The sequence below is a fragment of the Brevundimonas mediterranea genome, from assembly GCF_014196125.1.
GTDB lineage: Bacteria > Pseudomonadota > Alphaproteobacteria > Caulobacterales > Caulobacteraceae > Brevundimonas > Brevundimonas mediterranea.
In genome coordinates, this window is sequence record NZ_JACIDA010000002.1 from 978194 (window position 1) to 1003646 (window position 25453).

The window sequence follows — 25453 nt, forward strand, 5'->3', positions numbered from 1 at the left end:
CGAGCAGATGTCCGTCTTCGTTGATGGTTTTTCCGTCAAGCCATCGGAGACCTTGACGCAAGCAGGCTGACAAATGCGTCCCCAGCCTTTGACCGATATCGCTGTTTGTGAAGCAGCAGCCAGAACGGTCGGGCCGGAAGGTCGAATGGCAGGGTCGTAAGGATACCGGCCTTCAGACGCGCGGCGACGACGTTTCGCGAGACGACGGCGGCCCCAGCCCCCGCCTCGACCGCACCCGCCACCGCCTCATTGCCCGGCAGGCTCATCGCCACATCCAGATCGTTGACGCTCAGACTGTGTGCCGCCAGCGCGGCCTCGAAGGCTGAGCGCGTGCCGGAGCCGGGCTCGCGCAAGACCCAGGTCATGGCCTTCAGGTCCGGTCGGGCCGCCCCGTCCTGGGCCTGCGGATGTCCTGCAGCGACGACCAGCACCAATTCGTCGTGATCCAGCACCGTGCGGCTGAGGACGGGCTCGTCCAATTCGCCCTCGACCAGACCCACTTCGGCCTCGCCCTCGATCACAGCTCGGGCCACGTCTCGGGTGTTGCCGATGGTGACATCGATCTGGATGCCAGCGTGGCAGGCATGAAACGCCGCCAGACGAGACGGTAGCCACCATCCTGCGATCGTCTGGCTGGCTTGGATCGACAACCTGCCGCGCTTCAGGTCACCGAGGTCATTGAGTGCCTCCTGTGCCGCCGCCGCGCGAGCCAGGACGGCGCGGGCCTCGATCAGGAACACCTGTCCAGCCGCATTCAGCACGATGCTTCGCCCCACACGATCGAACAGCGCAACACCGTGACGTGCCTCCAGCGTGGTGACCGCAGAACTGACGGCAGACTGGGTCAGGTTCAGGGCCTCGGCAGCACGTGTGACGTGCTCACGCTCGGCGACGGCGACGAAGATGCGGAGTTGATCCAGGGTCATGGGCGCAACCTAGCCCGCTCGCGCCGGAAAAACAGATGGATCGTTCGGCGGTCGCGAACGTTCTCAGCAACAATCTCCGTTGGATGGTCGATTGTCCAACCGTCAGGATGGCGATGAACCGAAAGTCCCGATGATGACCTCCTCCTTGAAACTGACCGGCCTGTTGGCTGTCGCCGCCCTCTTTGGCGCAGGACTTATGGCCTTCGCCCAGACGCCACGCTCCCCCTTCGATACGGAAATGGCCGAGGCCATGTCGCGCATGCACACCGCCATGACGATCGCGCCGACCGGCGATCCTGACCGCGACTTCGCCGCCATGATGATCCCTCACCATCAGGGCGCGGTCGACATGGCGCGGATCGAACTCGCCTACGGCAAGGACGAGCCGATGCGCCGTCTGGCCCAGGGGATCATCGTCGAACAGACCCAGGAGATCGCCTTGATGCAAGCCTTCCTCGACCGCTCGGCCACCCGCCCGACGTCCAACGCGCCCGCCGCACCTCATACCGGACACTGACCCATGACTTTCGTTTCGAAGACGCCCTTCGTCCTGGCGCTTGCCCTGATGGCATCCCCGGTCTTGGCCGATCAGGTTCCCGGCGCGGCGGCGGCGCCCGCCATCCCGATCAGCGGCCAGGATCGGTTCTATTCGGCCGACCAGTTCTCCAACACCGTCTCGGTGGTCGATCCCTCGACCAACAGCCTTCTGGGCGTGATCTCCCTCGGCGAGCCGACCCCGGCCAACCTCAGCCCGCTCTACAGGGGTCAGCTGCTGGTCCACGGCATCGGCGCGGCGCCGGACGGCAAGACGATCGCCGTGGTCTCGATCGGGTCGAACTCGGTCAGCTTCATCGACACGGCCACCAACGTCGTCAAACACACCACCTATGTCGGACGCTCTCCGCACGAGGCCTTCTTCACGCCTGACGGCAAAGAGGTCTGGGTCACGGTGCGGGGCGAGGCCTATATTTCGGTGCTGGACGCCGCGACCTATCAGGAAACCGCCCGGGTCGAGACGCCCAACGGGCCAGGCATGACCATCTTCTCGCCGGACGGCCGTTACGCCTACATCTGCTCCAGCTTCAGCCCCGAGACAGTCGTGGTCGAGACCGCGACCCGTCAGATCGTCGGTCGGGTGGCCCAGGCCAGTCCGTTCTGCCCAGACATCGCCGCCACGCCCGATGGGAACCAGGTCTGGATGACGCTGAAGGACGTGGGCAAGACGATGGTGTTCGACGCCCGTCCGCCGTTCGCCGTGCTTCAGACGCTCGACACCGGCCCGCTGACCAATCACGTCAACATCGTGCGAAATCGGGATGGTCAGTTCGCCTATGTCACGGTGGGGACCGAGAACGTTGTCAAGGTTTTCCGCACCGACACCTTCGACCCCGTGACCGCGATCGCGGTGGGGTCCCTGCCGCACGGTCTGTGGCCCTCCGGCGACGGCTCGCGGATCTACGTCGGACTGGAGAATGGCGACGGCGTGGCGGTCATCGACACCCTGGCCAATCGCGTGATCGCCACCGTGCCGGTAGGTCAGGGACCGCAGGGCGTCACCTATGTGCCGCGTGCGGTCACCGAGGGTGACGGCAGGGCCAACCTCATGCCCCTGGGCACCGCTCGCGCCTCGCATCAACTCGTTCTGACAGGCGAGGACGACGCCCGGTCGCAGGCGACCCTGTTCGAGCAGGGGCAGGTGCAGATGCTGCAGATCGCCGCCGCAGGCCTCGAACCCCGCAAGCCCTATGTCCTCGCCTTCGCCGAGACGGCGGACGGATCGGGGACGCTGCAGCCTCTGGCGAAGTTTATGACCAATCCGGCCGGGTCCGCGGTCGTCAATGCCGTGGGCCCGATCCGTCAGGTGGTCGCCGCCGACGCCGGCGCACCCCGCCGTTGGCTGGTCATCGCCTCGGGAACGCCCGAGGCGATCGGCCCGGTCGTCCAGAGACAGTCGGAATAGGACCGGCCGCCATGCGTATCGACAAGTTCGTGCATAGCTGCCTGCGCCTGACGATCGGCCAGGAGCGACTGCTCTTCGATCCGGGCAAGTTCTCGTTCGTCGACGGACGGGTCGATCCCGCTGTCTTTTCGGACGTCTCGACGATCGTCCTGACGCACGGCCATCCGGATCACATCGACCCTGATGCGTTGGGCAGGATCGTGCATGCGAGTGGCGCAACGCTCGTCGGCAACGGCGAGGTCGCCAACAAGCTCAGCGAGAAGGGCCTGTCGGTCACGGTCTTCGAAGAGGGTGAACGGATCTTCGGCGCGTTCCGACTGCAGGCTCAGGCGGTCGCGCATGAGCCCATCCTGTCGGACGAGAGCACGCAACTGACCGCCTTCCTTGTCAACGACGTTTTCCTCAACCCGGGCGACAGTTTCGACAGCCGTCTGGATCGATTCGTCGGCGTGGAGGTGCTGGCCCTTCCGGTGATGGCGCCCTTTCTGACCGAGCTCACCGCCCATGCCTTCGCCAAGCGGATGAAGCCGAAATCTGTCGTGCCGGTCCATGACGGCTACGCGCGCGACTATTTCCTCAAGCAGCGTTACGACGTCTACGAGCCCTATCTGGACAAAGTCGGGATTAAGCTGCACCGGCCGATGACGCCCGGAGACGGGTTTGAGGTCGCCGACCAATGACGATTGACGCAGCCTGAGTCTCCATCGGCTTCGCCTGACCACGCAGATTTATCTTGGTCAGTTGCACATGGGATGTCGCCTTCCTGGCGCGAGTTCAACTTCCGCTTCTGGCGCATTTCAGACCCAAGGCGCGCCTCAGAACTCAATATGTAGGCTCCCGCTATCTCACCTTGAAAGGGTAGTTGGGGGAGCCAGTCGTCCAATGTTTTCACCTGGATACCTCGCCGCACGATCATCCAGGCATCGATTGGATGTCCAAATCTGGCGGACCGCCACCGGATGGAAGGTCCAGGCTGTGCTCTGTGTCGAGCCGTTGGGCGACGACGGCTACACGATAAGCATCCCGGCCTAAGGCCAATCTTTCACCTGAAACTAAGGCGGCGTCGTTTGGCAACGAGCGCTGTCGGGCACGAAACCCAAGTCGTGGGAAGTCGCCATCGAAGTCGGGGCGACTTTCGGACTGCAAGTCATCACAAGTCGTATTTTGAGTCTTTGCGAGTTGTCTGACAGTCGTTTGCAAGTCGCGTAAAATAATCAATCCACATAGTTGACAACCTGTGGATATATTTGCTTGCAATGTGGTGCATCGCGCTGAGACGCGCTGAACACAGGAAGCAAGACATGCGTGGAAGACTTGGGCGCCGCCTGTTCGGCGCGATGATGACGTGCGGCCTGATGATGGCCGGGCCGGCCTTGGCCGGAGGTTCAGGGATGCCTTGGGAAGGGCCGCTCCAGCAGGTGGTCCAGTCCATCACCGGGCCCGTGGTCCAGGCCGCAGCGGTCGTTGCGGTGGTCGTTTTCGGCGCCGGGATCGCGATGAGCGAGAACGGATCCTCGATGCGGCGCGGTCTGGGCATCATGTTCGGCCTTTGCATTGCCTTCGCGGCCTCGACCTTCTTCCTCGACTTCTTCGGCTTCGCCGGCGGTGCGGAGATCGGATGATGGCCGGCTCCCTCCAAGACGGCCGACCGGAGGGCTGGGATCTTCCGGTCGCCCAGGCCCTGACCGAGCCTGTCCTCATGGCCGGGATGCCTCGGGACTACGCCATCGCCATGGGCACGATCGCGGTGGTGCTTGGCCTGGCTCTGCGGATCTGGTGGCTCGGCCTTCTGTGGTGGGCCGTTGCCCACGCGATCGGCTTGTGGGCAGCCAGAGCGGACCGCCGGTTCTTCGATGTGCTTCGGCGCCACCTCGCCCTGCCTGGCCATCTGGACGCGTGAGGGTGGGATGCGCTTTCTCGAAGAACATCGCAGACGCCCGGCGGCTCTGGCCGACCATCTGCCCTGGGCCGCCCTGGTCGCCCAAGGCGTGGTCCTCAACAAGGACGGCTCCTTCACGACCGGCTTCAGGTTCCGGGGGCCAGACCTGGAATCCTCGACCGAGGACGAGCTGATGGCCGTCCGGGCGCGTCTGAACAATGCGCTGAAGCGTCTCGGAACAGGCTGGTGCCTGCATATGGAGGCGCGCCGCCGTGAGGCCGCCCCCTATCCGGAGAGCGCGTTCGACCTGGATGTCGCCTGGCTTCTCGACGAGGAACGTCGGAGCCGCTTCGAGGCTGGCGACCCGGCCTTCGAGACGGATTTTCGCCTGGCCCTGACCTGGCTGCCGCCGGCCGACGAGACGCGGAGAATGGAGCGCTGGCTGTTCGACGGCCTGGCCAAGGGCGGCGCGGACTGGCGCCAGGCCCTGGCGGTCTTCACCCGGGAGGCGGCGACGACGCTCGACCTCCTGTCGGACGCCCTGCCCGAGATCGCTCCGCTCGACGACACCGACCTGCTGACCTGGTTGCACGACTGCGTTTCGCCGAGGAGCTTCCCGGTCGCCGCGCCTGAGTCTCCGATGTATCTGGACGCCTGGCTGGCGGACGCCGACCTCTCGGGCGGGATCGCCCCACGCCTCGGCGACCGCTGGCTTAAGGTCGTGTCGGTGCGCGGCCTGCCGTCGGTGACCCGGCCCGGGCTGCTCGACGCGCTGGGCGCCCTTCCTTTTCCCTACCGCTGGGCGGCGCGCTGGATCGGTCTCGACAAGCCGGAGGCCGAGCGCGAGATCGTCAAGCTGAGGAAGCGCTGGTTCGCCAAACGCAAGGGTGTCGGTGTTCTCCTGCGTGAAGCCATCACCAAGGAGGAGGTGCCGCTCCTCGATACCGACGCGGCCTCCAAGACCGAGGAGTGCGATGGGGCGCTGGCCGCCCTCGGTGCCGAGGCCTGCGCCTTCGGCTATCTGACCCTGACGGTGACCGTGCTTGACGCGACGGAGGCCGGCGCCGCCGCCAAGGCGCGGGCCATCGAGGCCGCGTTGAACGCTCAGGGGCTGCTGGCCCGGATCGAGGACCTCAATGCCGTGGAGGCCTGGCTTGGCTCCCTGCCGGGCGAGCCCTATGCCGACGTCCGCCGACCGCTCGTCTCGACCCTGAATCTGGCCGATCTGCTGCCGGTTTCGGCGGTCTGGGCCGGCCCGTCCGTGGACCTCAATCTGGACGGCCCACCGCTGGCGACGGCCCGGACGACGGGGTCCACACCTTTCCGGCTGGTGCTCCACGTCGGCGATGTCGGCCATGCCATGGTGGTCGGACCAACGGGCTCGGGCAAGAGCGCGCTACTCTCGTTTTTGGCCCTGCAGTGGTTCCGCTACCCGGACGCCCGCGTGGTCTTCTTCGACAAGGGTCGATCGGCGCGGGCGGCGACCCTGGCGGCCGGCGGTTGCTGGCGTGCGCTGGAGCCCGGCGCGCGGTTCTCACTGCAGCCTCTGGCGCGCATCAACCAGGAGATCGAAAGGGCCTGGGCGTCGGAATGGATCGCAGAGACCGTCCGGCTCGCGGGGCTGGAGCCTGTGCCAAGGATCCGTGAAGAGATCTGGGCGGCGCTCGCGGCTCTGGCCGACGCCCCCGTGGCGCAGCGCACCCTGACGGTCTTCTGCGCCCTGGTGCAGGACAAGGCGGTCGCCGCCGCGCTGGAGCCCCTGACACTCAAAGGTCCGCACGGCGCCCTGCTCGACGGAGAGGGCGAGGTGCTGGTTCCGAGTCGGTTCGACACCTTCGAGCTGGAAAGCCTGATGGCCACGCCCTCGGCCGTGGCGCCGGTCCTCTCGGCGCTCTTCCATCATCTCGAAGGCAGCTTCGACGGTCGACCCACACTGCTGGTGCTCGACGAGGCTTGGCTCTTCCTCGGCGAGACCGCCTTTGCCGCCAAGATCAGGGAATGGCTCAAGACGCTGCGCAAGAAGCGGGTCGCCGTCGTGTTCGCGACCCAGAGCCTGGACGACGTCGCCGCCTCGCCGATCGCGACCAGTCTCATCGAGAGCTGCCCGACTCAGGTCTTCCTCCCCAACCCCCGCGCGCTCGAACCGTCTTCGGCGCGCCTCTATCAGGGGTTCGGCCTGAACCGCCGCCAGCTCGAGTTGATCGCCTTCGCCACGCCCAAACGGGCCTACTACTGGCGCCAGCCGCGCGGCCGACGCCTGTTCGATCTGCGCCTGACCGGCGTGGCCCTCGCCCTGTGCGGGGCCAGCGCGCCGGAAGACCAGACCCTGATCGACGACATCCTCGCAGCCTCCGGAGAGGCCGGATTCGCGCGGGAATTTCTCACAGCCAAGGGAGTGCACAATGTTGATGCTGTTTTCGACGCCTTCGCCCGACCGCTCGCGGCCGAATAGGCCGGTCCAGATCGTGGCCGCTGGCCTCGTCGCCGTCAGCCTACTGGCGACTGCGACGCCCGTCCCTGCACAACAGGTCGTCTTCGACCCTCGAAACCATATCGAAAACGCCCTGCAGGCCGCGCGGCAACTGGAGAGCCTGGCCAATGAGGCCAAGAGCCTTGCGGCCTCGCCCTACAGCCACCTGACCGGCAACAGCCAGTCGTTGCGCGACATGGCCGAACTGGCCCGCACGGCGCGCGGGATCGCCAGTTCGGTCAGCGGCCTGGAACAGCAGTTCCAGAGCCTCTATCCCGATGACCTGTCCGGCTCAGACATGCTGCGGCTTCTGGAACAGGGTCAGGCCCGGACCGCCAACGCCCGGCGCACGGCCGAGGATGTGGCCCGCACGGCGGCCGAGCTCGAACGTCTTGGACAGGGCCGCAATCAGCGGCTGACGGGCGCCCTCTCGGCTAGCGAAGCCGCTTCAGGCCAGACCGCCGCGATCCAGTCCTCCAACCAGATGCTGGCTGTCCTCGCCGAGGATCTGGCGGCGTTGCGCACCATCATGCTGGCCCAGTCCCGGCTTCTGGCCGAGGCGACGGCGCGCGACGCCGCAACCCAGGCCTCGGGGGACGAGGCCCGTCGCCGTCGCTGGGCGGGCTCGGCCGGAACGCCCGCCGCACCGACTTTCGATCCCCTGTCGCACGCGCGGGACTGAGGAGCGGAGCGATGTCGGTCGGAGTGGAAACCCCCAATGAGCTGATGGTGGTGTTCTCCAACACCATCTCGGCCGGGTTCGACGCCCTGCAGGGCGCGGTCAACGGCGTCTTCGGGCTCCTGATCGTCCTGGTTGTCGCCCTGACCGGGATCCAGTGGGCGATGTCGTCCAATCGCGAAGTCCTGGCCTCCGGCTTTGGAAAGGTGCTGCTGATCGGGGCCTTCGCCTGGCTGATCAACGACTGGCAACAGCTGTCCGAGACGATCTACGCCGGCTTCATTGAACTGGGGCTGACGGCCGGCGGCGGATCGCTCAGCCGCGCCGACTTCCTCAATCCCGGAGCCATCCTGGCTCAGGGCTGGGAGATCGTGAAGGCGCTGGGCGAGACCCCCGCGCCCGTCAACAATCCGCTCGACGTGGTCGGCAACATGGCAGACGCCCTGATCCTGGGCCTGGCCATGATCGGCATCATGCTGGCCTTCGCCGTGCTGGCGCTGCAGATCATCGTGGCCCTGCTCGAGTTCAAGATCGTCACCCTGGGCGGATTCATCCTTTTGCCCTTCGGCATCTGGAACAAGTCCGCTTTCCTGGCGGAGCGGCCCTTGGGATACGTCGTGTCGTCGGGCCTCAAGGTGCTCGCCCTGGCCATCGTCATCTCCGGGGCCAGGACCGTCTTCGACCAGCTCCAGCCCTCGGCCAATCCCGACATCTACGAGGCGTTGAGCATCCTCGTCGCCTCGATCCTTCTGGCCATGCTGGCGATGTTCATCCCCAATCTGGCCTCGGCCCTGGTGACGGGCGGGCCGGCCCTCGGCGCCGGGGCCGCCATCACGGCCGGAATCGCCGTCGGCGGCAGCGCCGCCCTGGCCGGAGCCGGGATCGCGGGTGCGGGCACAGCGGTCGCAGGCGGCGCGGCGAAGATGTCTGGCCCGGCACGGGCCGCGGCCGGGGCAGGGGCGGGCCGGTCTCCGACCCCGCCGATGTCGCCTCCGCCATCGACGCCTCCCAAACCCTCCAATGACAATCCGTCGCCGTCCGGTCCGCGCCGACCGTCCGGCGGGGCGATGTCTGCCGCGCCCTCGTCTTCCCCTGGCGGCGTGTCTGAGCCCGCCGTGGCTTGGCAGCCTCGCAAGGCATCGGGTTCGGCTTCGGGCGAAGCCACAGGATCCGGCGGCGCGGCCAACGATGGCGGCGGGGCGCGTCCGGGCCGGCCGGCGGAAAAGATCGCGGCGGAGGCCCAGGCCGCCCGGTCCGATTTCCATCGGGCGGCCGCAGGATCGACCGGGTCCGGCGGATCGAGACGGCCTGCGCGCGCCCAGGCCCTGCAAGCCTTCTTCGTCGCCAACGCCGGGCGCGGCCTCATGCCCGCCGGTGAGACCAGCGGCGTCCTGTCTCCCAATCTGAGAACCGAGGAGTCCTGACCATGCACCCCTTCTTTCGTCCCAAACGCGCCCTCGCCTCGGCGCCCGAGACGACCCCCTATCAGCGCGCCGGCCAGATCTGGGACGACCGGATGGGGCTGTCCCTGGCCCATGCCCGGAACTGGCGCCGTATCGCGGTGGCCAATCTCGTCCTCGCCGGTTTCCTCGGCGCGGGCTGGTGGGTGCAGGCCGACCGGGCCATCGTCAAACCCTTCGTGGTCGAGGTCTCCGATCTCGGACAGACCCAGAGGATCACGGCGATCGGCGGCCGCTACGAACCGACCGAGGCCCAGATCGGCCACGCGCTGGCCGGCTGGGTGCGCGATGTCCGCTCCAAGTCGATCGACCCGATCGTGATCCGGCAGAACTGGCTCCGGGCCTACGATCTGATGACGCCCAAGGCGGCGAGCTTCCTCAACGCCTGGGCCCAGACGCACGACCCCTTCGCCGAGGTCGGGCGCGAGGCCGTCAACGTCGAGGTGCTCAACGTCGTGCGGCGCACCGAGCGTACCTACGATCTGCAATGGCGCGAGACTCGCTTCGTCAACGGCCAGCAGGCCGGCGTCGAGCGCTGGCGCGCCCTGATCACCACAACGACCCAGCCGCCCCGCACCGAGGCCGAGCTGATGAAGAATCCCCTTGGACTGAAAATCGAGGACGTATCATGGACCCCCGACGCTTCCTGATCCTGGCCGGCCTGGGCCTCACCCTGTCCGGCTGCGCCGTATTCGGCCGAACGGCCATGCCGCCGACGGTTGCGCCCCTGCCTGTCGTCACGGCCGAGGCTGCCGTCATCGCCGAAGCCAGGGCCTTGCCGCAATCGACGGTGCCGGTCGATGACGGGCTGGTCGCCGACGCGACCCCGGCGCCCGCCGTTCCCGTCGGCACGCCTTATGAAGCGCAGCCGTCGGCCGTGGCGCCAGCGATGGGGATGACCGGCCGACGGGCTATCGTCGCCGCCAATCTGGACGCCCGGGCCGCCTCGCGCTCTGACGCGTTTGTCGGCGGAGTCCAGATGTTCGCCTGGTCTCCGGGTCGGGTGTTCGAAATCTGGACGGCGCCTCTGCGGGTCACCATCCTGACCCTGGGGGCCGGCGAGACCCTCATCTCCAAGGCGGCGGGGGACACCATCCGTTGGCAGATCGGGGAGACCTCGTCCGGGGAGGGCGCAGGTCAGCGAACCCACGTCCTGCTCAAGCCGCTGCAACGAGGACTTGAGACCAACCTGGTCCTGACCACCAACCGGCGGGTCTATTTCATCGACCTGAAGAGCGGTGACGCCTCAGGGTTCAATGCCGCGATCGCGTGGGACACCGAGGCGATGGATCCCCCGACCAGGGCGCCGATCGTCGAGGCCGCAGAGATCCGCGTGTCGGACCCGGTGGCGATGCCGGAGGGGCCGATCGACGCCCGTTACCGGATAGAGCCGCAGGGGCGCCGTGCACGGTGGACACCGGCCTCGGTCTTCAACGACGGGCAGCGCACCTTCATCGCCTTCGACCCCGATCTTCAGATCGACGAGGCGCCGGCCCTCTTCGTGATCGCCGCCGACGGCGAGAGCCAGATGGTCAACTACCGCCAGGCCGGAGGTCTGTTCATCGTCGATCGCGTCTTCGATCGCGCCGAGCTCAGGCTCGGTGATCGACGCCCCCAGATCGTTCGTATCCGCCGTCTCCAGGGAGCCGCCCGATGACCTCGGTCCAGGATACCCCCCACGATTCCGACGACATCGCTTCTTCGGCAGGGTCCGGCGTCGGCCCTGAGGTCAGACCCGAGCTGGCCAGCGCGGCCAAGGCGCCGCCGCCTGGCCTGTCAATGCGGGCTCCGCGTCCGCCGGTCACCCGGCTGCGCAAGTCGGTCGTCCAGACGATCGTGATCGGCGGCGTGATCCTCGTCTCCGGCTCCCTGGCCTGGGCCTTCGTCGTCCAGCCGGAACTGCGCGACAGCGCCCGGCTCCGCGCCGTCGAGGGCCGGGAAGAGCAGGCCCGGGGCTCCGTTCGACCCTCCGAAGCGGTCACCGACCAGCCCGCGACCTATGACCGGCTGCCCGAGCCGCGCAATGCGGTCGCGCCCGAGACGGCTGAGCCTGGTGTCCCACCGCCGCCGCCCGTGCCGGCCCGGTATAGCGCCGGTTATGCGCCATCGCGGACGACCCGCGCGACCGGGCCAAGTCCGGGCGAACAGGCGGCACGATCGGGCTTGTTCTTCGAGGGGTCGTCAACCGGGGCTGGTCCTGCCGCGCATGCCGGGGCGGGTCCAGCGACGGCCGGCGCTCGTGCGGACGCTGCGGACGTCGGCGCCACCTATAATGGCCACACCCTGACGGCGCCGCTGTCGCCCTATGAGCTGAAGGCGGGCGCGATCATTCCTGCGGTTCTGTTGACCGGGGTGGATACCGCGCGCGCCGGGCCGGTCGTCGCGACGGTCTCGCAGAACGTCTACGACACCGTCAGCGGCCGCCATCTCGTCCTGCCCCAGGGGACCCGGCTTATCGGCCGTCATGAGGGCGAAAGCGCCTACGGCGACCGACGCGCCTTCCTGACCTGGGACCGGCTGATCCTGCCCAACGGCAAGAGCCTGGTGCTCACCGGCGAGCCCGGCGTTGACGCGCAAGGCGCGGTCGGGGTTCGGGGCCAGGTCGACCGGCGGCTATTCCCCCTCCTGATCGGAACCCTGTTCGCTGGCGCGATCACCACCCTCGGTCAGATCGCGCGCGACGGCGATGACGAGGGTTCAGGCGGCCTGCTCGGCGATGCCGGTGACGCTGCCGCCATCGAGGGCTCCCAGGTCGGGGGGCGGCTCGTGGACCGGGAGCTGGACGTCCGGCCGTCGATCCGTCTGCGTGCCGGCGCTCCGGTCCGCGTGATGATCACCCGCGACCTGATCCTGGAGCCTTACCAGCCATGACCTGGACCCCTCTCGATACCGGAAACCGCTGGGCCGTGCTCGGCGTCACTGTCTTCTTCCTCACCCTGGGCTCCCTGATCGCCGACCACACGCCAGCCCTGGCTTTGGTCAACGAGAGCCCCAGCGTCCCGCGTGGCCTCTATCTGCGACAGCCTGGCGGCGCGGTGGACAGGGGCGCGATGGTCGCTCTGCCCCAGCCGCCGATGGCCCGGCGCTATCTGGGCGCGCTCGGGATGCCGGGGGAAGTGCTTCTGATCAAACGGGTCGCCGCCGTCGGCGGCGATCCCGTCTGCCGGCAGGGAGCTGCGGTTCGAATGCCTGGCCGCATGGCCCCGGTTCTGGATCGTGATCGTCGTGGCACGGCTCTGCCCGCCTGGACTGGGTGCCGCCGGCTCGCGCCGGACGAGCTCTTCCTGCTCGGCGACACGCCGGGAAGTTTCGACAGTCGTTATTTTGGACCCGTCCGGACCCAAGACCTGGAGGGGGTGTTTCGGGAGACCCTGACATGGTGAGACCCTTTTTGGCCACTCTGGCCTTGGCGCTTGCAGCGGGCAACGCATCCGCCCAAACGGTCGACTGGCGCGACGCCGGCGGCGATCTGTTCGGCCGTCCCGCCGCGCAGCCTGTGTCGGACGTGGCCGGCGTCGATGACCTCACGCCCCGACTTCCGCCCCTTTCCCAGCCGTTCATGGACGCGATCGCGGTAGCCGCCGAGCGCCACGGCATCGACCCCAAGATGCTTCATGCCCTGGTGATCGTGGAATCCGCATACCGGGTCGATGCCGTGTCTCCGGTCGGGGCCGGCGGCCTGACGCAGTTGATGCCGGGAACGGCGGCGGATCTCGCGGTCAGAGACCGTTTCGATCCGGTCGAGAACCTCAACGGCGGGGCGGACTATCTGGCCCGGCAGCTGCTCCGCTTCGGCGACGTCCGGCTGGCGTTCGCGGCATATAACTCGGGGCCGGATCGTGTCGCCCGGCTCGGGCGCATACCGAACATAGCGGAGACGCAAGCCTATGTCGCCGCGGCCGTTGACTGCTACCTGGCTCTTTCGGCCGGGAGGGGCGCCCGCAATTCCCGGGAGTGCCGGGCGCCGGAGACTGATCGATGATCCCCGCGACGGAACCGGTGGTGGGGGTGACTGACGCCGCCGATGAGGATCTGCTGACCCGCAAGGAAGCGTCCGCCTTCCTTGTCCAGTTCGGCATCCGCATGAAGCCCGAGACCCTCGCCCGGCTGTGGTCCACCGGAGGCAACGGCCCTCCCTGTCTCCACGTTCGGCACAGGCCCTACTATCCGCGCGGCGTGCTGCGCGCCTGGGCCTTGAACCAGGTCAGCGACCTTCGCGCGTCTGCCCCGCCCGCGGCCAGGGGGCGGCGTCATGGCTGAGGCGGGATTGGAAGGGTTCAGAACGGAGTGGGCGCCCAGCGTGGCGGACCTGCTGATCGACCCGGCGGTCAGCTTCGCCCTGAAGGACGTTCTTCGCACCTGGGAGGTTCGAGATCCGGTCGATGCGGCGCGGGACGCTCGCTTGCTCGCCGAGGTTCTGGAGCGCCGGGCGGACGAGGCGGTGTCATGGACAGTGTGAGCGAGCCGCCTTCGTTCGACGATTTGGAAGACCGGATTCTCCCCTGGTCGCAGGTGAAGGTGATCTGCGGTCTGAGCCGGACAACGGTCTGGCGCATGCAGAAGACCGGAGATTTCCCGGCCTGCGTCCAGGTCTCGCAAAACCGGGTCGGATGGTGGCAGAGCGAGCTTCTGGCGTGGCGACGGGCGAGGACACCGAGGCGTCTGCCGGAGCCCCGGGCCATAGTGGCAGCGCCTGAGCCGGTTAAACAGCCAGTCAGGAGAACCCTGGAAGAGCCTCGTCAATCACCGGCGCCTGAGGCTGCGACAGGCTCGGATCAGCCCGTCAGGAGCCGTCGGAAACGGAAATCTGGTGTTCCGGAGAACCAGGCTGCGTTCGACTTCGGAGGCTAGCGGGCGGACCGGGTCGATTGGACCCGCTTGAAACGGACGCGGTCGGCGCCGGCGATCAGGAAGGCGTCGAAGCCGGCGTCGCCCCAGGCCTTGCGTTGAACGTGGGTTGTTGCCGGGTCGGTCGTGTTCGCCCACCACTGCGGCAGGCTCGCGCTCTTGGGCAGCATATAACCGATCTTGCGCTCCATTTCGGCGAAGGAGAGCTCGAGTTCATCGGTCTTCTGCTTGCGAAGATAGTCCCGAAGCGGATCATACTTGCCCATCGACCCACAAAACCGGACAGCGGCGTCATTGCCAAGGGACAGACGCGAATGAAAACCTACGCGGAGGCCCTGGAGCCTGACGCCCGATACCGGATCGTGATGACGGACGACCCGGTCGACGGCCTGCGCCCGTTGAGCTTCCGCGACCACTACGACATGGTCGCCGATCTGGAGCTACCTGCGGGCGCGCCGGACGTCGTGGTCAGGATCTACGCGCGCGCGTTGAACGCCTTGATCTATGGCTGGCTCGACTATGAACTGATGGTGGTCGCCGCCGGCCAGGCCCTGGCCAGTCTCGAGTTCGCGCTGAAGACCCGACTGGGCGCTGACGCCAAGAAGATGCCCGGCCTCGCAAGGCGCCTGGGCTATGCGGTTGATCGGAACATTCTGTCGCCACCGCAGAAAAGTCAGTGGGGCGACGATCACTAGTTGCTCGTCCATATTCGCAACGAAATCGCCCACGGGAGCGAGCACGTCTATCCGCCGAACCTGGCAGCGATCATATTCGATCGCTGTCGGGCCCTGATCTGTGAGCTCAACGACCTTCCGGCGCCGAACCTCAGACAGCGATGACGGCGTCGTCCTTCAGGGCCTGGTGAGACCGATATGGACAAGTTCGAGCTTCTGAGCACGTTCTGCGAAAACGCGATTTCGCGGCCGGAAGCGAGCAGGCCGGTCGTCATCCCTTGGGGCGACCAGTCTCGGTTGCTCTGGCCGGAGGCGCAGTATTTCGCTCCTTGGCGCGACGTCGCCTATGCACCGGCATCGGAGCCCGCAGCCGACGCGGCGATCCAGGATCGCGTGCGCCTCAAGCGCTGGAAACGGGTTTCGCCGGAGGCCGGCCGGGTGTTGGGCTCTCGCCTGACGCAGGCGCTTTCAGTGATCCAGGTCAATGAAATCGCTGGCGAGCGTGCAGGAACGACCTTTCCTTCGGGACTGGATGACAAGGCGCTGACCGAGGCCCTGTTGATCTACTGGTGCTACGCGATGGAGCTGCCCTTGGCGGAGTCAGGCGGCGCGCCGGCCGGACGCGCTTGACGACGCCTGACCCGCGAGCTTCGGAATTGGAAATCCCAGAGTTGAAGGCGAGCGGACGTCCGAATCTGGCGCACACTCGAGGCAGTTCGTCCTGAACATCCGGATTCCTCGATGACCGCATCCTTCTCTCTCGTCATGCCCGACCTCAGAGCGGTTTCCGACGAGGACCTTGAGTCCCTGCTGCCCCAGGCAGACGGCGCCTGGAGCCGGCAAACCAAGGCCCTGATGCTCAGCCTGGGCGCGCAAAAGCTCAATCTGAACAGCAACTGGGCCGAGGTCCGGCGTGACTGGGTCTGTAAGGCCTGTCAGCGCCGCAAGCCCGAGATCGCGCGGGTCAGCGATAACGGTGTCCTTCTGTGCCAGCTGGAATGGCATCACGACCACCTGCGCGATCACGCCAAAAAGATGGTTGGCTCGTTGGTGAACACCGAGGACCGGACCCCGGAAGCCCGGGACCTTCGGCGCGGCGTCGACGCCTGCAAGGACCTCACCATGCGGTTCTTCACCACCCTGATCTGCAACGACTGCAATACGGCCGAGGGGAAGGCCAAGGGCCGGCTCGGCGACCTGATCCCCAGCTATTTCAGCTTCTCGCCCCGCGAGATCATGCGCTTCATCCAGGTGAAGCCCAACCGGATGCATGGGATCGACGATGAGGCGGTCCGTGACGTCTGGAACGAGGTCGAGAGCGACGTCGCGGACCGGCTCGCCTTTCTCGACATCCTTGCGGGGCGTCTGAAAGCGGGAGGTCATCGCATCCAGGGCAATCCACCGCAGTTCTGGAGCCCACACGTCCTGACGTCGATCGTGCCCCGCCTCGCATCGCAGCAGGGCCACGACGCAGAAAGCCTTTATCGGATACCCGGCATCGTTTCGGAGCGCTCGGTTCGTCACGACGGCTTTGGAATTTCGCCCCGTCTCAAGCGGACCGGCTCGCGAAGACCGAGCCTCGAAGACCTCGCGGCCTTCAGGACCTCCCAAGGCGTCGAGACACCCTGGCGGCGGGTCGTCCCGGACTGGCGGTGCGAGGTCTGCCGGCGCGATCGGAGCGAGGCGCTCCGACTTTCGGGAAAGGGCAAATGGACGGGACGCCTGCATCGTCACATGGTTTTCACGGCCGAGCGCGATCCCCAGGCCTTGTTCTGGCGCGTCGGGGACGAGAGCTGGATGGGGGCGTTCCGATCCTATCGGGTCGTGTACATCTGTCAGGACTGCCGCCAGGTCGTGACGGACCTGCGATCGATCGACGCCTCGTATTCGGAGAATGCGCTGAGCGTCTCCGATCTTCGTGATCTCGTGACCGATATCGCGCCCAACCGAAAACACGACGTCGACCTCCCGGCTGCGCGAGCGCGCGCAGATGAGAACTCTGAGTATCTGGGGCTGATCGACGACTACAACCGGCATCGGTCCCAGAGCATCAGCCTGACCATCGAACTGACCACCCTGACGGGGGAGTTCCGGATGGGCCAGGAGGAGGCGCTCATCGAACTGACGCCGCTCGCCTGGGCGCCCCGCTTTTCTGACGATCAACTCCGGGAACGACTCGACTGGCTGCTCCTGGAGGGGCGTCGGCTCAGGCGCGAAGACCTCGAACGTGATGCGGACCTTCTTCCAATGGAGCCCCGAGCCTGACGTTAGCGGATTGGAGGCGCGGACCGGTGCCTGAAACGCCGCCACGACAACAATAATAACATTAGATTGAATGGTAACATTGCCAGTGTTATCGTGCAGTCCAATGTTATCGAACGTGACATCTTTTGGGAGCCTGGGCCGTCTTTTCGAAGATGCGGCGGCCTACGTCACGCAGCTGTTCGACATCCGATTGACGTTCAAAGACGCCGACGTACGCCTCCTGCCGTTCTTCCTGACGGATCGCTATCGTCTCGCCGAAACGAGCCTATTCGGACGAAAGCTGCTCATTCTCGCTACGCCCGGCCAGGACGCGGAAACGCCGGCGACGATCGCCAAACATATCCAGACCGCCCGCTCGACATCGGACGCGTTCGTGGTTGTCTTCCTGACCGACGCCCTGAGCTCGGCCAACCGCCAGCGTCTTATCCAGCAGGGCGTCAACTTCATCGTTCCCGGCAATCAGCTGTTCCTGCCCGAGCTCGGCGCCGATCTGCGCGAGTATTTCCGGTCCGAGGTCCGGCCGGCCGTGGAACAGTTGACGCCGGCCGCCCAGGTCGTGGTCCTGGCCTCGTTGCTTCGTGAGGACCTCGATGGCCAGACGCCCAAGTCCCTGGCCGAGCGGTTTCAATATTCCGCCATGAGCACCGGGCGGGTGGTTGATGAACTGCAGCGGCACGGCATTCTCAGCATCGATGTTCGCGGCCGGGAGCGTCGCATCGCTTTCAAGCAGGAGGGCGACGACCTCTGGCGGGCAGTCCGTGATTTGCTTCAGTCGCCCGTCCGCGCCCGTCGCCTGGTCAGGCCGTTTCCCGAGGTCCGTGCGTTGCCGCTGGCCGGGGAATCCGCTTTGTCGGATTACACCCTCCTCGGTCCTCCCGTTCATGAAACCCGGGCGGTCTCCGCACGTCAGTGGAAGGGGCTGGTCTACCAGCACGACCTTCAGCCGGCCGACGATCGGGACCCGGAAGCCATCCGCATCGAAACCTGGTCCTACGATCCCCGTCTGCTTTGCCATCATGGTCCGGTCGTGGATCGCCTCTCCCTGTATCTCAGCCTGGAGGACCGTCACGACGAACGCCTCGATCAGGCCGTCGACACCCTCATGGAGCCCTTCGGATGGTCGTAGGCATTGATGTGTTCAAGGCGGCCTTCGTTGGATTTGAAGATCAGTACACATTGATCGGCGGCGCGGCGGCCGAAATCCATATGACCGGCGCCGGTCTGCCGTTCCGACCGACCAAGGACCTCGACCTGGTCCTCTGTCTCGAGGCCCTGAAGCCGGAGTTCGTCCGATCCTTCTGGGCCTTCATCGACGTCGGCGGCTACCAGACCCGCGAACGCAGCGACGGTGCGAGGGATTTCTTCCGGTTCACCCATCCCTCCGACAAGATCTATCCGGCGATGATCGAGCTGTTCTCGCGGTTGCCCGATGTCATCACTGTGCCGGAGGGCGCGCGCCTCACGCCCATACCGCTGGACGGGACGGTCGAGAGCCTGTCAGCCATGCTGCTCGACGACGCCTATTACGCGTTGCTCAAGGACGGAACGACGGAGATAGACGGCGTCCCTGTCATCGACGTCCAGACCCTCATTCCCTTCAAGGCGTTCGCCTACAACAACCTGGCGCGCGACCGGGCGGACGGCCAGCAGGTCGATAGCCGCAATGTCACCAAGCATCGCAACGATGTGTTCAAGCTCCTTCAGCTGTTGGGGCCGGCGGTTACCCTGGCGCTCCCGGATGGAATCGCCGCCGATCTGCGGGCCTTTGTCGAAGCGGTCGAGGCGGACAAAACCTTCGATCCGAAGGCGCTGAAACTCACGCCGCCTGACGCGGGGCAACTCGTCGCGCGGCTCAAGGCCGTCTACAACCTCTAGCGAGATCGCGACGGCGAAGCGTGCGACGGATCAACAAACAGCGCGGCGGAACAAAACAGGAAGAGTATTGGAAATCACGCTATGGTTCCCGAGTTATTCCATCATCCGTGACCTCGCCATCGCCTCAAACGGACTCCGGACCCGGCCGTCGCCTCGTCTTTATCAGCCATGCCAATCCGGAGGAGAACGATTTCGTCCGATGGCTCGGCGTTCAACTCGCCAGCGCAGGCTATGAAGTCTGGTCGGATGTCACCAAGCTGATCGGCGGGGAGCTGTTCTGGGACGACATCGAAGAGGCCATTCGCCATCACACGGCGAAATTCATCCTCGTCGTTTCCGCCGCCGCCTTGAACAAGGAGGGCGTGAAAGACGAAATCCACCTCGCCGTCACGGTGGAGCGCAGCGACAAGATCGCCAATTTCCTCCTGCCGGTCAGGGTCGACGATGTCCCCTTTTCCGACTTCAAAGCCAATATCGCCCGCAAGAACGTCATCGACTTCAAGGCCGGATGGGCTCCCGCCCTGGCGAGAGTCTTTCAGGTCCTTGAGCGTGACGGCGTGCCGAAGGGCGCAATCGCTCCGGCTGACGTCGCAGCCTGGTGCCTCCGACGGTCCGACGCCGATCAAATGCCCCGGATCGAGCCCGAGCAGCTCTATTCGAACTGGCTCCCAATTGCCGCGATGCCTCCCCAAGTGTCCCTCTTCTCGCTCGGCGTCGCCGAGACGGCGGTCTCGAGCGTCATGTCCGAGACCCGTCTCCCCTGGTTCAAATACTTCAGGCTGGTGGGGACGTTCGGCACGGAAGTGGACCTGAAGCTCGCGCTGCCGGAACAGGTCATCGAGCGTCGCTACACCTTGCCGCTGGAAGACATGTTGGCCGGGATGCCGGCGGCGATGCCCGGCGTCAAACGCGCGGACGCCCGGCGCATGGTCGTCAATCTCCTGCGGCAATCCTGGAACAACGCCATGGCGGCCAAGGGATTGTCCGCGTTCGAGATGGCCGACAACTCGGTCGCATGGTTCTTCACCAAGGACCTGATCGAAAAGGACACCGCCTATTTTGTCGATCACACCGGCAAACGCAGGCGCAAGGCCATGGTGGGCCGTAGTCAGAAACGCGGGGTTTATTGGCACCTCGGCTTCATCGCCAAGCCCGTCATGACGGACACGCCCCATTTCGTCATGAAGGCGGCCATCATCTTCTCGCACGACGGCAAGACGCCGCTCGACAGCGTGGAGAAGATGCACAAGCTCCGGCGCGGTTTTTGCCGAAACTGGTGGAACGGACAATGGCGCGACCTGATGCTGGCCTACGTGGCTTGGATCGGTGACGAGGACGGCCATCTGAAGCTGCCGATGGGCGATTTCGCAGAGGTGGTCGTGGATGCGCGGCCAGTCCTGTTTGAATCGCCGGTCTCTTGCGCCGATCCCGCCGTAAAATCCCGGGCCGTGGTCCCGGACGATGAGGACGAAACGCCTCCGGAGGCGCCGGTGGAACCGGACGAGGCCTTCGAGATCGCGGGCCTCGCGGAGTCCGCAGATGACTGATCCGATCCAGGGCCTGCAGATCCTGACGGAGCCGCTACTCCAGTTCGGACACGGCCAGATGCTGCCCGACCCTAAGGATGGTCTGTTCCTTTTCGGCCCCATGATCGACGAGGCCAAACCCGCTGAAATGAGAGTCGGCGTCATCGGCACGGACGAAGGGATCGCGCGGTACAAGAAGTGGGTGGCTCAGATCACGGGATATATCCCGGCCGCAAAGGCGGAGCAGCATCACCTGGCGTTTCCGGGCTTCGAAGCAGCCTTCAAGACCAAATGGCCCGCCAACCCCGTCGCGACCATCTCGATTTCAGCGGCGGCCTTGTCGAGCACAGTCCGGATCCCGGACGGCCACGAACGCGTGTACAAGACCGTCGATCTCTTCGACCAGGCCATTCGCAAGTTCCTCCGCGAGGAGGACAGCGTTCCGGCGGTCTGGTTTGTCGTGATACCGGACGACGTACACCGTTTCTGTCGGCCGAAGTCGATCGTTCCCTTGCCCGAACGGACCCGAACCAGCCAACGGTTCTCCGCCCGTACGGCGCGGAACTTCGTAAAGGCGCCGTCGATGTTCGCAGAGGACAACGCCGCCGCCGAGCCCTACCGGTACGAGGTCGATTTCCACAACCAGCTCAAGGCGCGGCTGCTCGATCAGAAGGTGGTTCTTCAGATCGTCCGGGAATCAACGATCGATCCGGAGGGCGTCAATGCGCTCGGCGGCAAGCCGCGGATGCTCCAGGATCCCGCCAACATCGCCTGGAACCTGTCGACGACCGCCTTCTTCAAGGCCGGGGGGCGCCCCTGGGCGTTAGCGGGTGTCAGAGAGGACGTCTGCTACATCGGTCTCGTCTTCAAGAAGACCGATACCGCCGGATCGCCAGGGAACGCCTGCTGCGGCGCCCAGATGTTTCTCGGATCCGGAGACGGCGTCGTGTTCAAGGGCGCCGTGGGGCCCTGGTATTCCCTGACGACGTCCGAGTTTCACCTCGATGAGGCGAAGGCGAAGGAGATCGCCGGCCTGGTGGTCGAGGCCTACATCGCCAAGCACGGCCGCCCACCCAAGGAGCTCTTCATTCACGCCAAGCAGCATTTCAACGAGGCTGAATGGCGGGGCTTTTCCAGCGCCGTGGGACCTGACACACGGCTCGTCGGCGTACGGATTCAGACGACGCGCGAGATCAAACTCTTCCGTCAGGGACGGAGCCCTGTCCTGCGCGGAACGGCTCTGACGGTCAGCCCGCGCAAGGGCTATTTGTGGACCATCGGCTTCGTGCCCGATCTCCAGACCTATCCCGGGCGCGAAGCGCCCAACCCGCTGTCCATCGAAGTGACCAAGGGCGACGCGGATCTGACCCAGGTCATGCAAGACGTCCTCGGTCTCACCAAGTTGAACTTCAATGCCTGCATCTACGGAGATGGTACGCCGGTGACCTTGAGGTTTGCAGACGACGTCGGCGAAATCCTGACCGCCGCGCCAATCGCCAACCTGCCGCCTTTGCCCTTCAAGCACTACATCTGAACGCTGCGCACAGCCGCAGCTCTGGCCTCGCACGTGGGGTGGGAGCAAGCCCTTGACGGAAACACCCACTTCGTGGAAGTTAAAACTCCAGAGAGTGAGAGTTTACATGGGGCGCCCTTCGAGATCGACACAGGACTTACTGACCTCGCGCGAAGTGGCGTTGGCGGTGGATATTACGCCGCGCAATTTCGCGCTGCTCCACGATCAGGGACTCGCGCCAAGAGCGCGGGACAGCGTTTCGGGCAAGGCGGGCGCGCGGGTCTACGACGGCGTCGGGCTGGCGCACGCCGCGCTGATCGGAGCGCTCCACCTCAGCGGTCTCGAGCTCCTGGTCGCCGGCCGGTTGGCCGCCGCCTTCGCGGACCAGTTCGACTTGAGCTACGGCAAGCTCCCCTCAAACCTTGGGGCCTATATCCACGCGCCGCTCAATCCGCAGTCGGGCTACAGGCCGTGGGACGACGAGCCGGGCGAAGCACCGATCGATACGGATCAGGACTACTGGCTCCATGAAAGGCTCCGGAACCGGTCGGGCCTGTATCAGCCTGCGACGGCGCTGACCGGCGATTTCATCATCGACATCGCAGACCACAGTTTCGTCACCACGGAGAACAAGGGGCGGGAAACGATCAAGGTGTTCTCGCCCGTCTCCGGCGGACTGCCCGCGAGCCCCGACTTCCGCATCGTCGGCCGGGGCTCGACCGCGCAGATCGTCGCGGTTCATGAGGAACTCGACAGTCTCGACGTCTTCAGCGATGCGCGGGCCGCCGACCAGTTGCGCCGCCTCGAACGAGACTATCTCGATGGCCGCGACAATGCGGTGACGCGCCTGCGCATCAATCTCTCCCTGGCGATCCGCAACGCGTTCGATCGCCTCCAGGATCAGCGGGCCAGCATTACCATGGGTTGATCGCGCCCCGACGCCCAGCTGTTTTTCCCAGCGCCAGGCATCTCACGTCATGGCATCACTGATTCTTGGTCGCCAGCTTCACCCAAACGCCTGCGGGCCTCTTGCAAGGCGTGGCCCATGACTTGCCACCGCGCCATGGGGCCGCGCAGGTGAATGCCGTCCTTGCCGAGGTCGAGCATGACCCCGATCGAGAGCTGCATCTCCCTTCGCCCCGTGGAGGTTTCGAACGTGAGCATCGTTTCCGCATGCGAGCTGCTTGGGGTCGTGTCCTCGAACCGTAGGATGCGGAAATCCGTCAGCTTAAGCCCGCGCGCGTCGCGACGGGCTTCGTAGGCGAGCTTTCCGGCGCTCTTGCCGACGAGGTTGATTGATCGGCTCGACATCAGCATGAAGTTGCCGCTGGCCCAGCCGACCAGATAGTCGTGAAGCGCTTCTTCGGGCGAGCCGGGTTCCAGAACATGGGGCAGGCCAGGGAGGTCTCGGGCCGTCCAGGCGTCGAGTGCTTTTTTCTCCGCGTCTCGACGCGCTGCGCTGGTTACGGCCTCGTCGATAATGTCGCCAAAAGACTGTGAGGCCTTCTGTCGTTGGACCGCGATCCGTCCGGGCTCCTCGGCCTTCTCCTGCGCCCAATCGACCAAGGCCTGAAAAAGGTGCCAGGCCTTGGCGCAGGCGATCCGGTTCCCGTAGCCGCTATCACGACCATGCAGGATGCCGTGGCGGTAGGGGATTGAGATCGGGTCCCCCGTCGTTTTGCTGCGTGGCGCCCTGATGAGACCGATCAGGGCGGGCAAGCCGGTCGGGTGACCGACGATGGAATCAAAGGCCGTGAGATCGGCGTGCTCGGAGAAGACGCTGAAGCCGCCGACGTCATAGGCCAGTCCGTCCGAGGCCATGAGCAGGAGTGGTGTGGCGGCGAGATAGCGGCCCTCAAGGAACAGCGCCTTGGCCTCTTCAAGCTGGGGCTTGCGCTCGTACACCTTGTGGAAGCGATGGGAGCGCATGATCAGGAATCTCAGCGTCGGCTCATCGAAGATTTCGGCCAGCAACTGCTCCGCATCGTCCGTCCTGCCTGCGGTCTTGAGCGCGATCGCGGATTCCATCGCCTCGGTAGGCATGCTTCCGCAGGTGACCCAACCCAGGCCCGAGAAGGCAGTGTTGAAACGGTCGGGCAAAGTCAGGACGCCGGCCTTGTCGACGACCTCCGCGAGGGCTTTGGCGGCATCTGCCAAAGGGCCAACCGACGGCAGGATTCCGAGGCTCGCGATGAGACGCGCCGCCTCAGCCGCCTGCATCATCTCGGCTGCTGTCGGGTTGTCTGAGATTTTCTTGCCCATGACGGATCGTAGCAGCCGATTCGTTTCGGCAACCGTTTTGTCGGAACGTCGCGGGGCCGTCAGCCGCCTTGGGGCCCGGCCTCGGCGTCGGCCTTGCCGAGATCAGTAAGCGTCGTTCGCAGCGCCGAAAGGATGTCGTTCGCGTCTCGCACCTTCACCAGCGCTGCAAAATAGCGCGTCGTGCGCGCCATGGCGTCGATCGCGAAGAAAAGCGCCTTGGGAATCTCGGTTTCAAACGGTCCCAGTATCGGCCGGACGCCCTTGTCTCCCGTCCGAAGCTTCAGGGCGTCCAGACTATTTTGCGAGAGATGCCCGTAGAAGCCGCTCGCGAGACGATACTGGAGGTAGCCGGGGTCTCCGGGCAGGCTCGCCGCCAACGCCTTCATGGAGATCGGCCGGCGTTTGCCCAGCAGCGCGGCATGAGCCGCTTCTCTTTGCACCGACGCGGAATGGAGCTCGGCGTTTCCTGGGTAGGCCGCCCGGAGGAGCTGTTCCCGATCGACCGCGTGCTTGTGGTGATCGATGTCCAGCTCCTCGAGCGCCTTCTCCGGATTGGTCGCCAGAAGACTGAGCCAGAACCCGGCTTCGTGGATGGGGCGCACCGCTCCCACGGCCTCTATCGTCATGGCGCGCTCGGCAAGCATGATGCTCGCTGTGTAGGCGTTCAGCGCACGGCCGTAGACGCGGACGGCGGTCGGCGCCGCCGCATTTGCAGGCCCGCCGTCGCCGGCGTCCTGATGATCCTGGAATAGGCTCACGGCATACCGGTTCAGCTCGCGCGCGAGCTCGAACCAGTCACGGTAGTTGTCGATGTAGATATGTCGCCAAGTTTCGACCTGTGGCGACAGCAGGCCTTCATCGGCCAGCGCCTCGCGAGGGTCTGCCTCTTCCTGCTCGACCATGGTTCCGGTCCGTTCGTTCCAGCTTCGCGAACCTAACCCAAGGCATAGGCGATCCGCATGAGAGAGCGCGATGTCCGATGGCGGCCGTCAGGCAGATGACCCCGACAACCCCAATGGCGAGGACGGACGACGAGCGTCTCCCCGTTTGCTAGGGGATGGTGAAGGATGGAGTTGCGCCAGACCATGCCGTTTGGCTCGTCCTCTCAGTTGGCGG

28 protein-coding genes are annotated in these 25453 nt (G+C 65.7%); 24 read left to right on the forward strand and 4 right to left on the reverse strand.

Annotation, left to right across the window (positions count from 1 at the left end; all coding sequences use genetic code 11):
• Positions 1 to 35: 35 nt before the first annotated feature.
• Positions 36 to 926: a LysR family transcriptional regulator gene (locus tag GGR11_RS13540; protein ID WP_183197712.1), complete on the reverse strand. Its 891-nt coding sequence runs from the start codon at positions 924 to 926 to the stop codon at positions 36 to 38.
• 130 nt (positions 927 to 1056) lie between these two features.
• Between GGR11_RS13540 and copM the strand changes: the two genes are divergently transcribed.
• The 16 genes from copM to GGR11_RS13620 all read left to right on the forward strand — a co-directional run bounded on the left by copM (position 1057) and on the right by GGR11_RS13620 (position 14225).
• Complete coding sequence (copM, locus tag GGR11_RS13545) at positions 1057 to 1443, forward strand: CopM family metallochaperone (protein WP_153921748.1); 387 nt, start codon at positions 1057 to 1059, stop codon at positions 1441 to 1443.
• Between the two features lie 3 nt (positions 1444 to 1446).
• Complete coding sequence (locus tag GGR11_RS13550; protein ID WP_183197713.1) at positions 1447 to 2886, forward strand: YncE family protein; 1440 nt, start codon at positions 1447 to 1449, stop codon at positions 2884 to 2886.
• An 11-nt stretch (positions 2887 to 2897) separates the two neighbouring features.
• Positions 2898 to 3566, forward strand: coding sequence for an MBL fold metallo-hydrolase (locus GGR11_RS13555; RefSeq protein ID WP_153921737.1), 669 nt, complete (start codon positions 2898 to 2900; stop codon positions 3564 to 3566).
• A 621-nt stretch (positions 3567 to 4187) separates the two neighbouring features.
• Complete coding sequence (locus tag GGR11_RS13560) at positions 4188 to 4508, forward strand: TrbC/VirB2 family type IV secretion system protein (protein WP_164952685.1); 321 nt, start codon at positions 4188 to 4190, stop codon at positions 4506 to 4508.
• Complete coding sequence (locus tag GGR11_RS13565) at positions 4505 to 4786, forward strand: VirB3 family type IV secretion system protein (protein ID WP_373258761.1); 282 nt, start codon at positions 4505 to 4507, stop codon at positions 4784 to 4786. Before GGR11_RS13560 ends, GGR11_RS13565 begins: the two co-directional genes overlap by 4 nt.
• A 7-nt stretch (positions 4787 to 4793) precedes the next feature.
• Positions 4794 to 7217 carry a conjugal transfer protein TrbE gene (gene trbE / locus GGR11_RS13570; protein WP_183197714.1) on the forward strand — a complete coding sequence of 808 codons (2424 nt, stop codon included), beginning with the start codon at positions 4794 to 4796 and terminating at the stop codon, positions 7215 to 7217.
• Complete coding sequence (locus GGR11_RS13575) at positions 7168 to 7917, forward strand: TrbJ/VirB5 family protein (RefSeq protein ID WP_183197715.1); 750 nt, start codon at positions 7168 to 7170, stop codon at positions 7915 to 7917. The genes trbE and GGR11_RS13575 overlap by 50 nt, the downstream gene beginning before the upstream one ends.
• 11 nt (positions 7918 to 7928) lie before the next feature.
• Positions 7929 to 9338 carry a P-type conjugative transfer protein TrbL gene (gene trbL, locus GGR11_RS13580; RefSeq protein ID WP_183197716.1) on the forward strand — a complete coding sequence of 470 codons (1410 nt, stop codon included), beginning with the start codon at positions 7929 to 7931 and terminating at the stop codon, positions 9336 to 9338.
• Between the two features lie 2 nt (positions 9339 to 9340).
• On the forward strand, positions 9341 to 10024 hold the full coding sequence (gene trbF / locus GGR11_RS13585; protein WP_183197717.1) for a conjugal transfer protein TrbF: 684 nt from the start codon (positions 9341 to 9343) through the stop codon (positions 10022 to 10024).
• Positions 10003 to 11031, forward strand: coding sequence for a TrbG/VirB9 family P-type conjugative transfer protein (locus GGR11_RS13590; protein ID WP_246331810.1), 1029 nt, complete (start codon positions 10003 to 10005; stop codon positions 11029 to 11031). Before trbF ends, GGR11_RS13590 begins: the two co-directional genes overlap by 22 nt.
• A complete protein-coding gene (locus GGR11_RS13595; RefSeq protein ID WP_183197718.1) occupies positions 11028 to 12245 on the forward strand; it encodes a TraB/TrbI/VirB10 family type IV secretion system protein in 1218 nt (405 codons plus the stop codon). The genes GGR11_RS13590 and GGR11_RS13595 overlap by 4 nt, the downstream gene beginning before the upstream one ends.
• The gene (locus tag GGR11_RS13600; protein WP_183197720.1) at positions 12242 to 12757 is read left to right on the forward strand and encodes a S26 family signal peptidase; all 516 of its coding nucleotides are present in this window, start codon (positions 12242 to 12244) and stop codon (positions 12755 to 12757) included. Before GGR11_RS13595 ends, GGR11_RS13600 begins: the two co-directional genes overlap by 4 nt.
• Positions 12751 to 13356, forward strand: coding sequence for a lytic transglycosylase domain-containing protein (locus GGR11_RS13605; protein ID WP_183197722.1), 606 nt, complete (start codon positions 12751 to 12753; stop codon positions 13354 to 13356). Before GGR11_RS13600 ends, GGR11_RS13605 begins: the two co-directional genes overlap by 7 nt.
• Positions 13353 to 13634 (forward strand): hypothetical protein, encoded by a 282-nt coding sequence (locus GGR11_RS13610; protein WP_183197724.1) that lies wholly within the window; start codon positions 13353 to 13355, stop codon positions 13632 to 13634. Before GGR11_RS13605 ends, GGR11_RS13610 begins: the two co-directional genes overlap by 4 nt.
• The gene (locus tag GGR11_RS13615) at positions 13627 to 13833 is read left to right on the forward strand and encodes a hypothetical protein (RefSeq protein WP_106489357.1); all 207 of its coding nucleotides are present in this window, start codon (positions 13627 to 13629) and stop codon (positions 13831 to 13833) included. Before GGR11_RS13610 ends, GGR11_RS13615 begins: the two co-directional genes overlap by 8 nt.
• Positions 13821 to 14225 (forward strand): helix-turn-helix transcriptional regulator, encoded by a 405-nt coding sequence (locus GGR11_RS13620; protein WP_183197726.1) that lies wholly within the window; start codon positions 13821 to 13823, stop codon positions 14223 to 14225. Before GGR11_RS13615 ends, GGR11_RS13620 begins: the two co-directional genes overlap by 13 nt.
• On the opposite strand, the gene GGR11_RS13625 is transcribed toward GGR11_RS13620, so the two are convergent.
• The gene (locus GGR11_RS13625) at positions 14222 to 14488 is read right to left on the reverse strand and encodes a DUF7662 domain-containing protein (protein ID WP_183197728.1); all 267 of its coding nucleotides are present in this window, start codon (positions 14486 to 14488) and stop codon (positions 14222 to 14224) included. The genes GGR11_RS13620 and GGR11_RS13625 overlap by 4 nt on opposite strands.
• 48 nt (positions 14489 to 14536) lie before the next feature.
• Here GGR11_RS13625 and GGR11_RS13630 point away from each other — a divergent pair, with 48 nt between their 5' ends.
• The 8 genes from GGR11_RS13630 to GGR11_RS13665 all read left to right on the forward strand — a co-directional run bounded on the left by GGR11_RS13630 (position 14537) and on the right by GGR11_RS13665 (position 23003).
• Positions 14537 to 14917 carry a hypothetical protein gene (locus GGR11_RS13630; protein ID WP_183197729.1) on the forward strand — a complete coding sequence of 127 codons (381 nt, stop codon included), beginning with the start codon at positions 14537 to 14539 and terminating at the stop codon, positions 14915 to 14917.
• 177 nt (positions 14918 to 15094) lie between these two features.
• A complete protein-coding gene (locus GGR11_RS13635; protein WP_183197731.1) occupies positions 15095 to 15526 on the forward strand; it encodes a hypothetical protein in 432 nt (143 codons plus the stop codon).
• A gap of 225 nt (positions 15527 to 15751) precedes the next feature.
• Positions 15752 to 17161, forward strand: a complete 1410-nt coding sequence (locus GGR11_RS13640; RefSeq protein WP_183197734.1) for a hypothetical protein — start codon at positions 15752 to 15754, stop codon at positions 17159 to 17161.
• 115 nt (positions 17162 to 17276) lie between these two features.
• Positions 17277 to 18287 carry a helix-turn-helix domain-containing protein gene (locus GGR11_RS13645; RefSeq protein ID WP_183197735.1) on the forward strand — a complete coding sequence of 337 codons (1011 nt, stop codon included), beginning with the start codon at positions 17277 to 17279 and terminating at the stop codon, positions 18285 to 18287.
• A gap of 8 nt (positions 18288 to 18295) precedes the next feature.
• A complete protein-coding gene (locus GGR11_RS13650; protein WP_221205268.1) occupies positions 18296 to 19036 on the forward strand; it encodes a hypothetical protein in 741 nt (246 codons plus the stop codon).
• A gap of 20 nt (positions 19037 to 19056) precedes the next feature.
• Entirely contained in the window at positions 19057 to 20583 is a 1527-nt protein-coding gene (locus GGR11_RS13655; protein ID WP_183197739.1) for a TIR domain-containing protein, read from the forward strand.
• The gene (locus GGR11_RS13660; RefSeq protein ID WP_221205269.1) at positions 20576 to 22096 is read left to right on the forward strand and encodes an argonaute/piwi family protein; all 1521 of its coding nucleotides are present in this window, start codon (positions 20576 to 20578) and stop codon (positions 22094 to 22096) included. The genes GGR11_RS13655 and GGR11_RS13660 overlap by 8 nt, the downstream gene beginning before the upstream one ends.
• Before the next feature lie 106 nt (positions 22097 to 22202).
• Positions 22203 to 23003, forward strand: a complete 801-nt coding sequence (locus GGR11_RS13665; RefSeq protein WP_183197741.1) for a hypothetical protein — start codon at positions 22203 to 22205, stop codon at positions 23001 to 23003.
• A gap of 47 nt (positions 23004 to 23050) precedes the next feature.
• Here GGR11_RS13665 and GGR11_RS13670 read toward each other — a convergent pair whose 3' ends face one another.
• Together GGR11_RS13670 and GGR11_RS13675 are read right to left on the reverse strand one after the other, a co-directional pair.
• Positions 23051 to 24337: a hypothetical protein gene (locus GGR11_RS13670; protein WP_183197743.1), complete on the reverse strand. Its 1287-nt coding sequence runs from the start codon at positions 24335 to 24337 to the stop codon at positions 23051 to 23053.
• A gap of 59 nt (positions 24338 to 24396) precedes the next feature.
• Positions 24397 to 25239: a hypothetical protein gene (locus GGR11_RS13675; protein WP_183197745.1), complete on the reverse strand. Its 843-nt coding sequence runs from the start codon at positions 25237 to 25239 to the stop codon at positions 24397 to 24399.
• Positions 25240 to 25453 lie beyond the last annotated feature (214 nt).

Excerpts from the sequence above, each read along its gene's own strand:
- GGR11_RS13540 (WP_183197712.1), bottom strand. The coding sequence starts at position 926 with ATGACCCTGGATCAACTCCGCATCTTCGTCGCCGTCGCCGAGCGTGAG.
- copM (WP_153921748.1), top strand. The coding sequence starts at position 1,057 with ATGATGACCTCCTCCTTGAAACTGACCGGCCTGTTGGCTGTCGCCGCC.
- GGR11_RS13550 (WP_183197713.1), top strand. The coding sequence starts at position 1,447 with ATGACTTTCGTTTCGAAGACGCCCTTCGTCCTGGCGCTTGCCCTGATG.
- GGR11_RS13555 (WP_153921737.1), top strand. The coding sequence starts at position 2,898 with ATGCGTATCGACAAGTTCGTGCATAGCTGCCTGCGCCTGACGATCGGC.
- GGR11_RS13560 (WP_164952685.1), top strand. The coding sequence starts at position 4,188 with ATGCGTGGAAGACTTGGGCGCCGCCTGTTCGGCGCGATGATGACGTGC.
- GGR11_RS13565 (WP_373258761.1), top strand. The coding sequence starts at position 4,505 with ATGATGGCCGGCTCCCTCCAAGACGGCCGACCGGAGGGCTGGGATCTT.
- trbE (WP_183197714.1), top strand. The coding sequence starts at position 4,794 with ATGCGCTTTCTCGAAGAACATCGCAGACGCCCGGCGGCTCTGGCCGAC.
- GGR11_RS13575 (WP_183197715.1), top strand. The coding sequence starts at position 7,168 with ATGTTGATGCTGTTTTCGACGCCTTCGCCCGACCGCTCGCGGCCGAAT.
- trbL (WP_183197716.1), top strand. The coding sequence starts at position 7,929 with ATGTCGGTCGGAGTGGAAACCCCCAATGAGCTGATGGTGGTGTTCTCC.
- trbF (WP_183197717.1), top strand. The coding sequence starts at position 9,341 with ATGCACCCCTTCTTTCGTCCCAAACGCGCCCTCGCCTCGGCGCCCGAG.
- GGR11_RS13590 (WP_246331810.1), top strand. The coding sequence starts at position 10,003 with ATGGACCCCCGACGCTTCCTGATCCTGGCCGGCCTGGGCCTCACCCTG.
- GGR11_RS13595 (WP_183197718.1), top strand. The coding sequence starts at position 11,028 with ATGACCTCGGTCCAGGATACCCCCCACGATTCCGACGACATCGCTTCT.
- GGR11_RS13600 (WP_183197720.1), top strand. The coding sequence starts at position 12,242 with ATGACCTGGACCCCTCTCGATACCGGAAACCGCTGGGCCGTGCTCGGC.
- GGR11_RS13605 (WP_183197722.1), top strand. The coding sequence starts at position 12,751 with ATGGTGAGACCCTTTTTGGCCACTCTGGCCTTGGCGCTTGCAGCGGGC.
- GGR11_RS13610 (WP_183197724.1), top strand. The coding sequence starts at position 13,353 with ATGATCCCCGCGACGGAACCGGTGGTGGGGGTGACTGACGCCGCCGAT.
- GGR11_RS13615 (WP_106489357.1), top strand. The coding sequence starts at position 13,627 with ATGGCTGAGGCGGGATTGGAAGGGTTCAGAACGGAGTGGGCGCCCAGC.
- GGR11_RS13620 (WP_183197726.1), top strand. The coding sequence starts at position 13,821 with ATGGACAGTGTGAGCGAGCCGCCTTCGTTCGACGATTTGGAAGACCGG.
- GGR11_RS13625 (WP_183197728.1), bottom strand. The coding sequence starts at position 14,488 with ATGGGCAAGTATGATCCGCTTCGGGACTATCTTCGCAAGCAGAAGACC.
- GGR11_RS13630 (WP_183197729.1), top strand. The coding sequence starts at position 14,537 with ATGAAAACCTACGCGGAGGCCCTGGAGCCTGACGCCCGATACCGGATC.
- GGR11_RS13635 (WP_183197731.1), top strand. The coding sequence starts at position 15,095 with ATGGACAAGTTCGAGCTTCTGAGCACGTTCTGCGAAAACGCGATTTCG.
- GGR11_RS13640 (WP_183197734.1), top strand. The coding sequence starts at position 15,752 with ATGCTCAGCCTGGGCGCGCAAAAGCTCAATCTGAACAGCAACTGGGCC.
- GGR11_RS13660 (WP_221205269.1), top strand. The coding sequence starts at position 20,576 with ATGACTGATCCGATCCAGGGCCTGCAGATCCTGACGGAGCCGCTACTC.
- GGR11_RS13665 (WP_183197741.1), top strand. The coding sequence starts at position 22,203 with ATGGGGCGCCCTTCGAGATCGACACAGGACTTACTGACCTCGCGCGAA.
- GGR11_RS13670 (WP_183197743.1), bottom strand. The coding sequence starts at position 24,337 with ATGGGCAAGAAAATCTCAGACAACCCGACAGCAGCCGAGATGATGCAG.
- GGR11_RS13675 (WP_183197745.1), bottom strand. The coding sequence starts at position 25,239 with ATGGTCGAGCAGGAAGAGGCAGACCCTCGCGAGGCGCTGGCCGATGAA.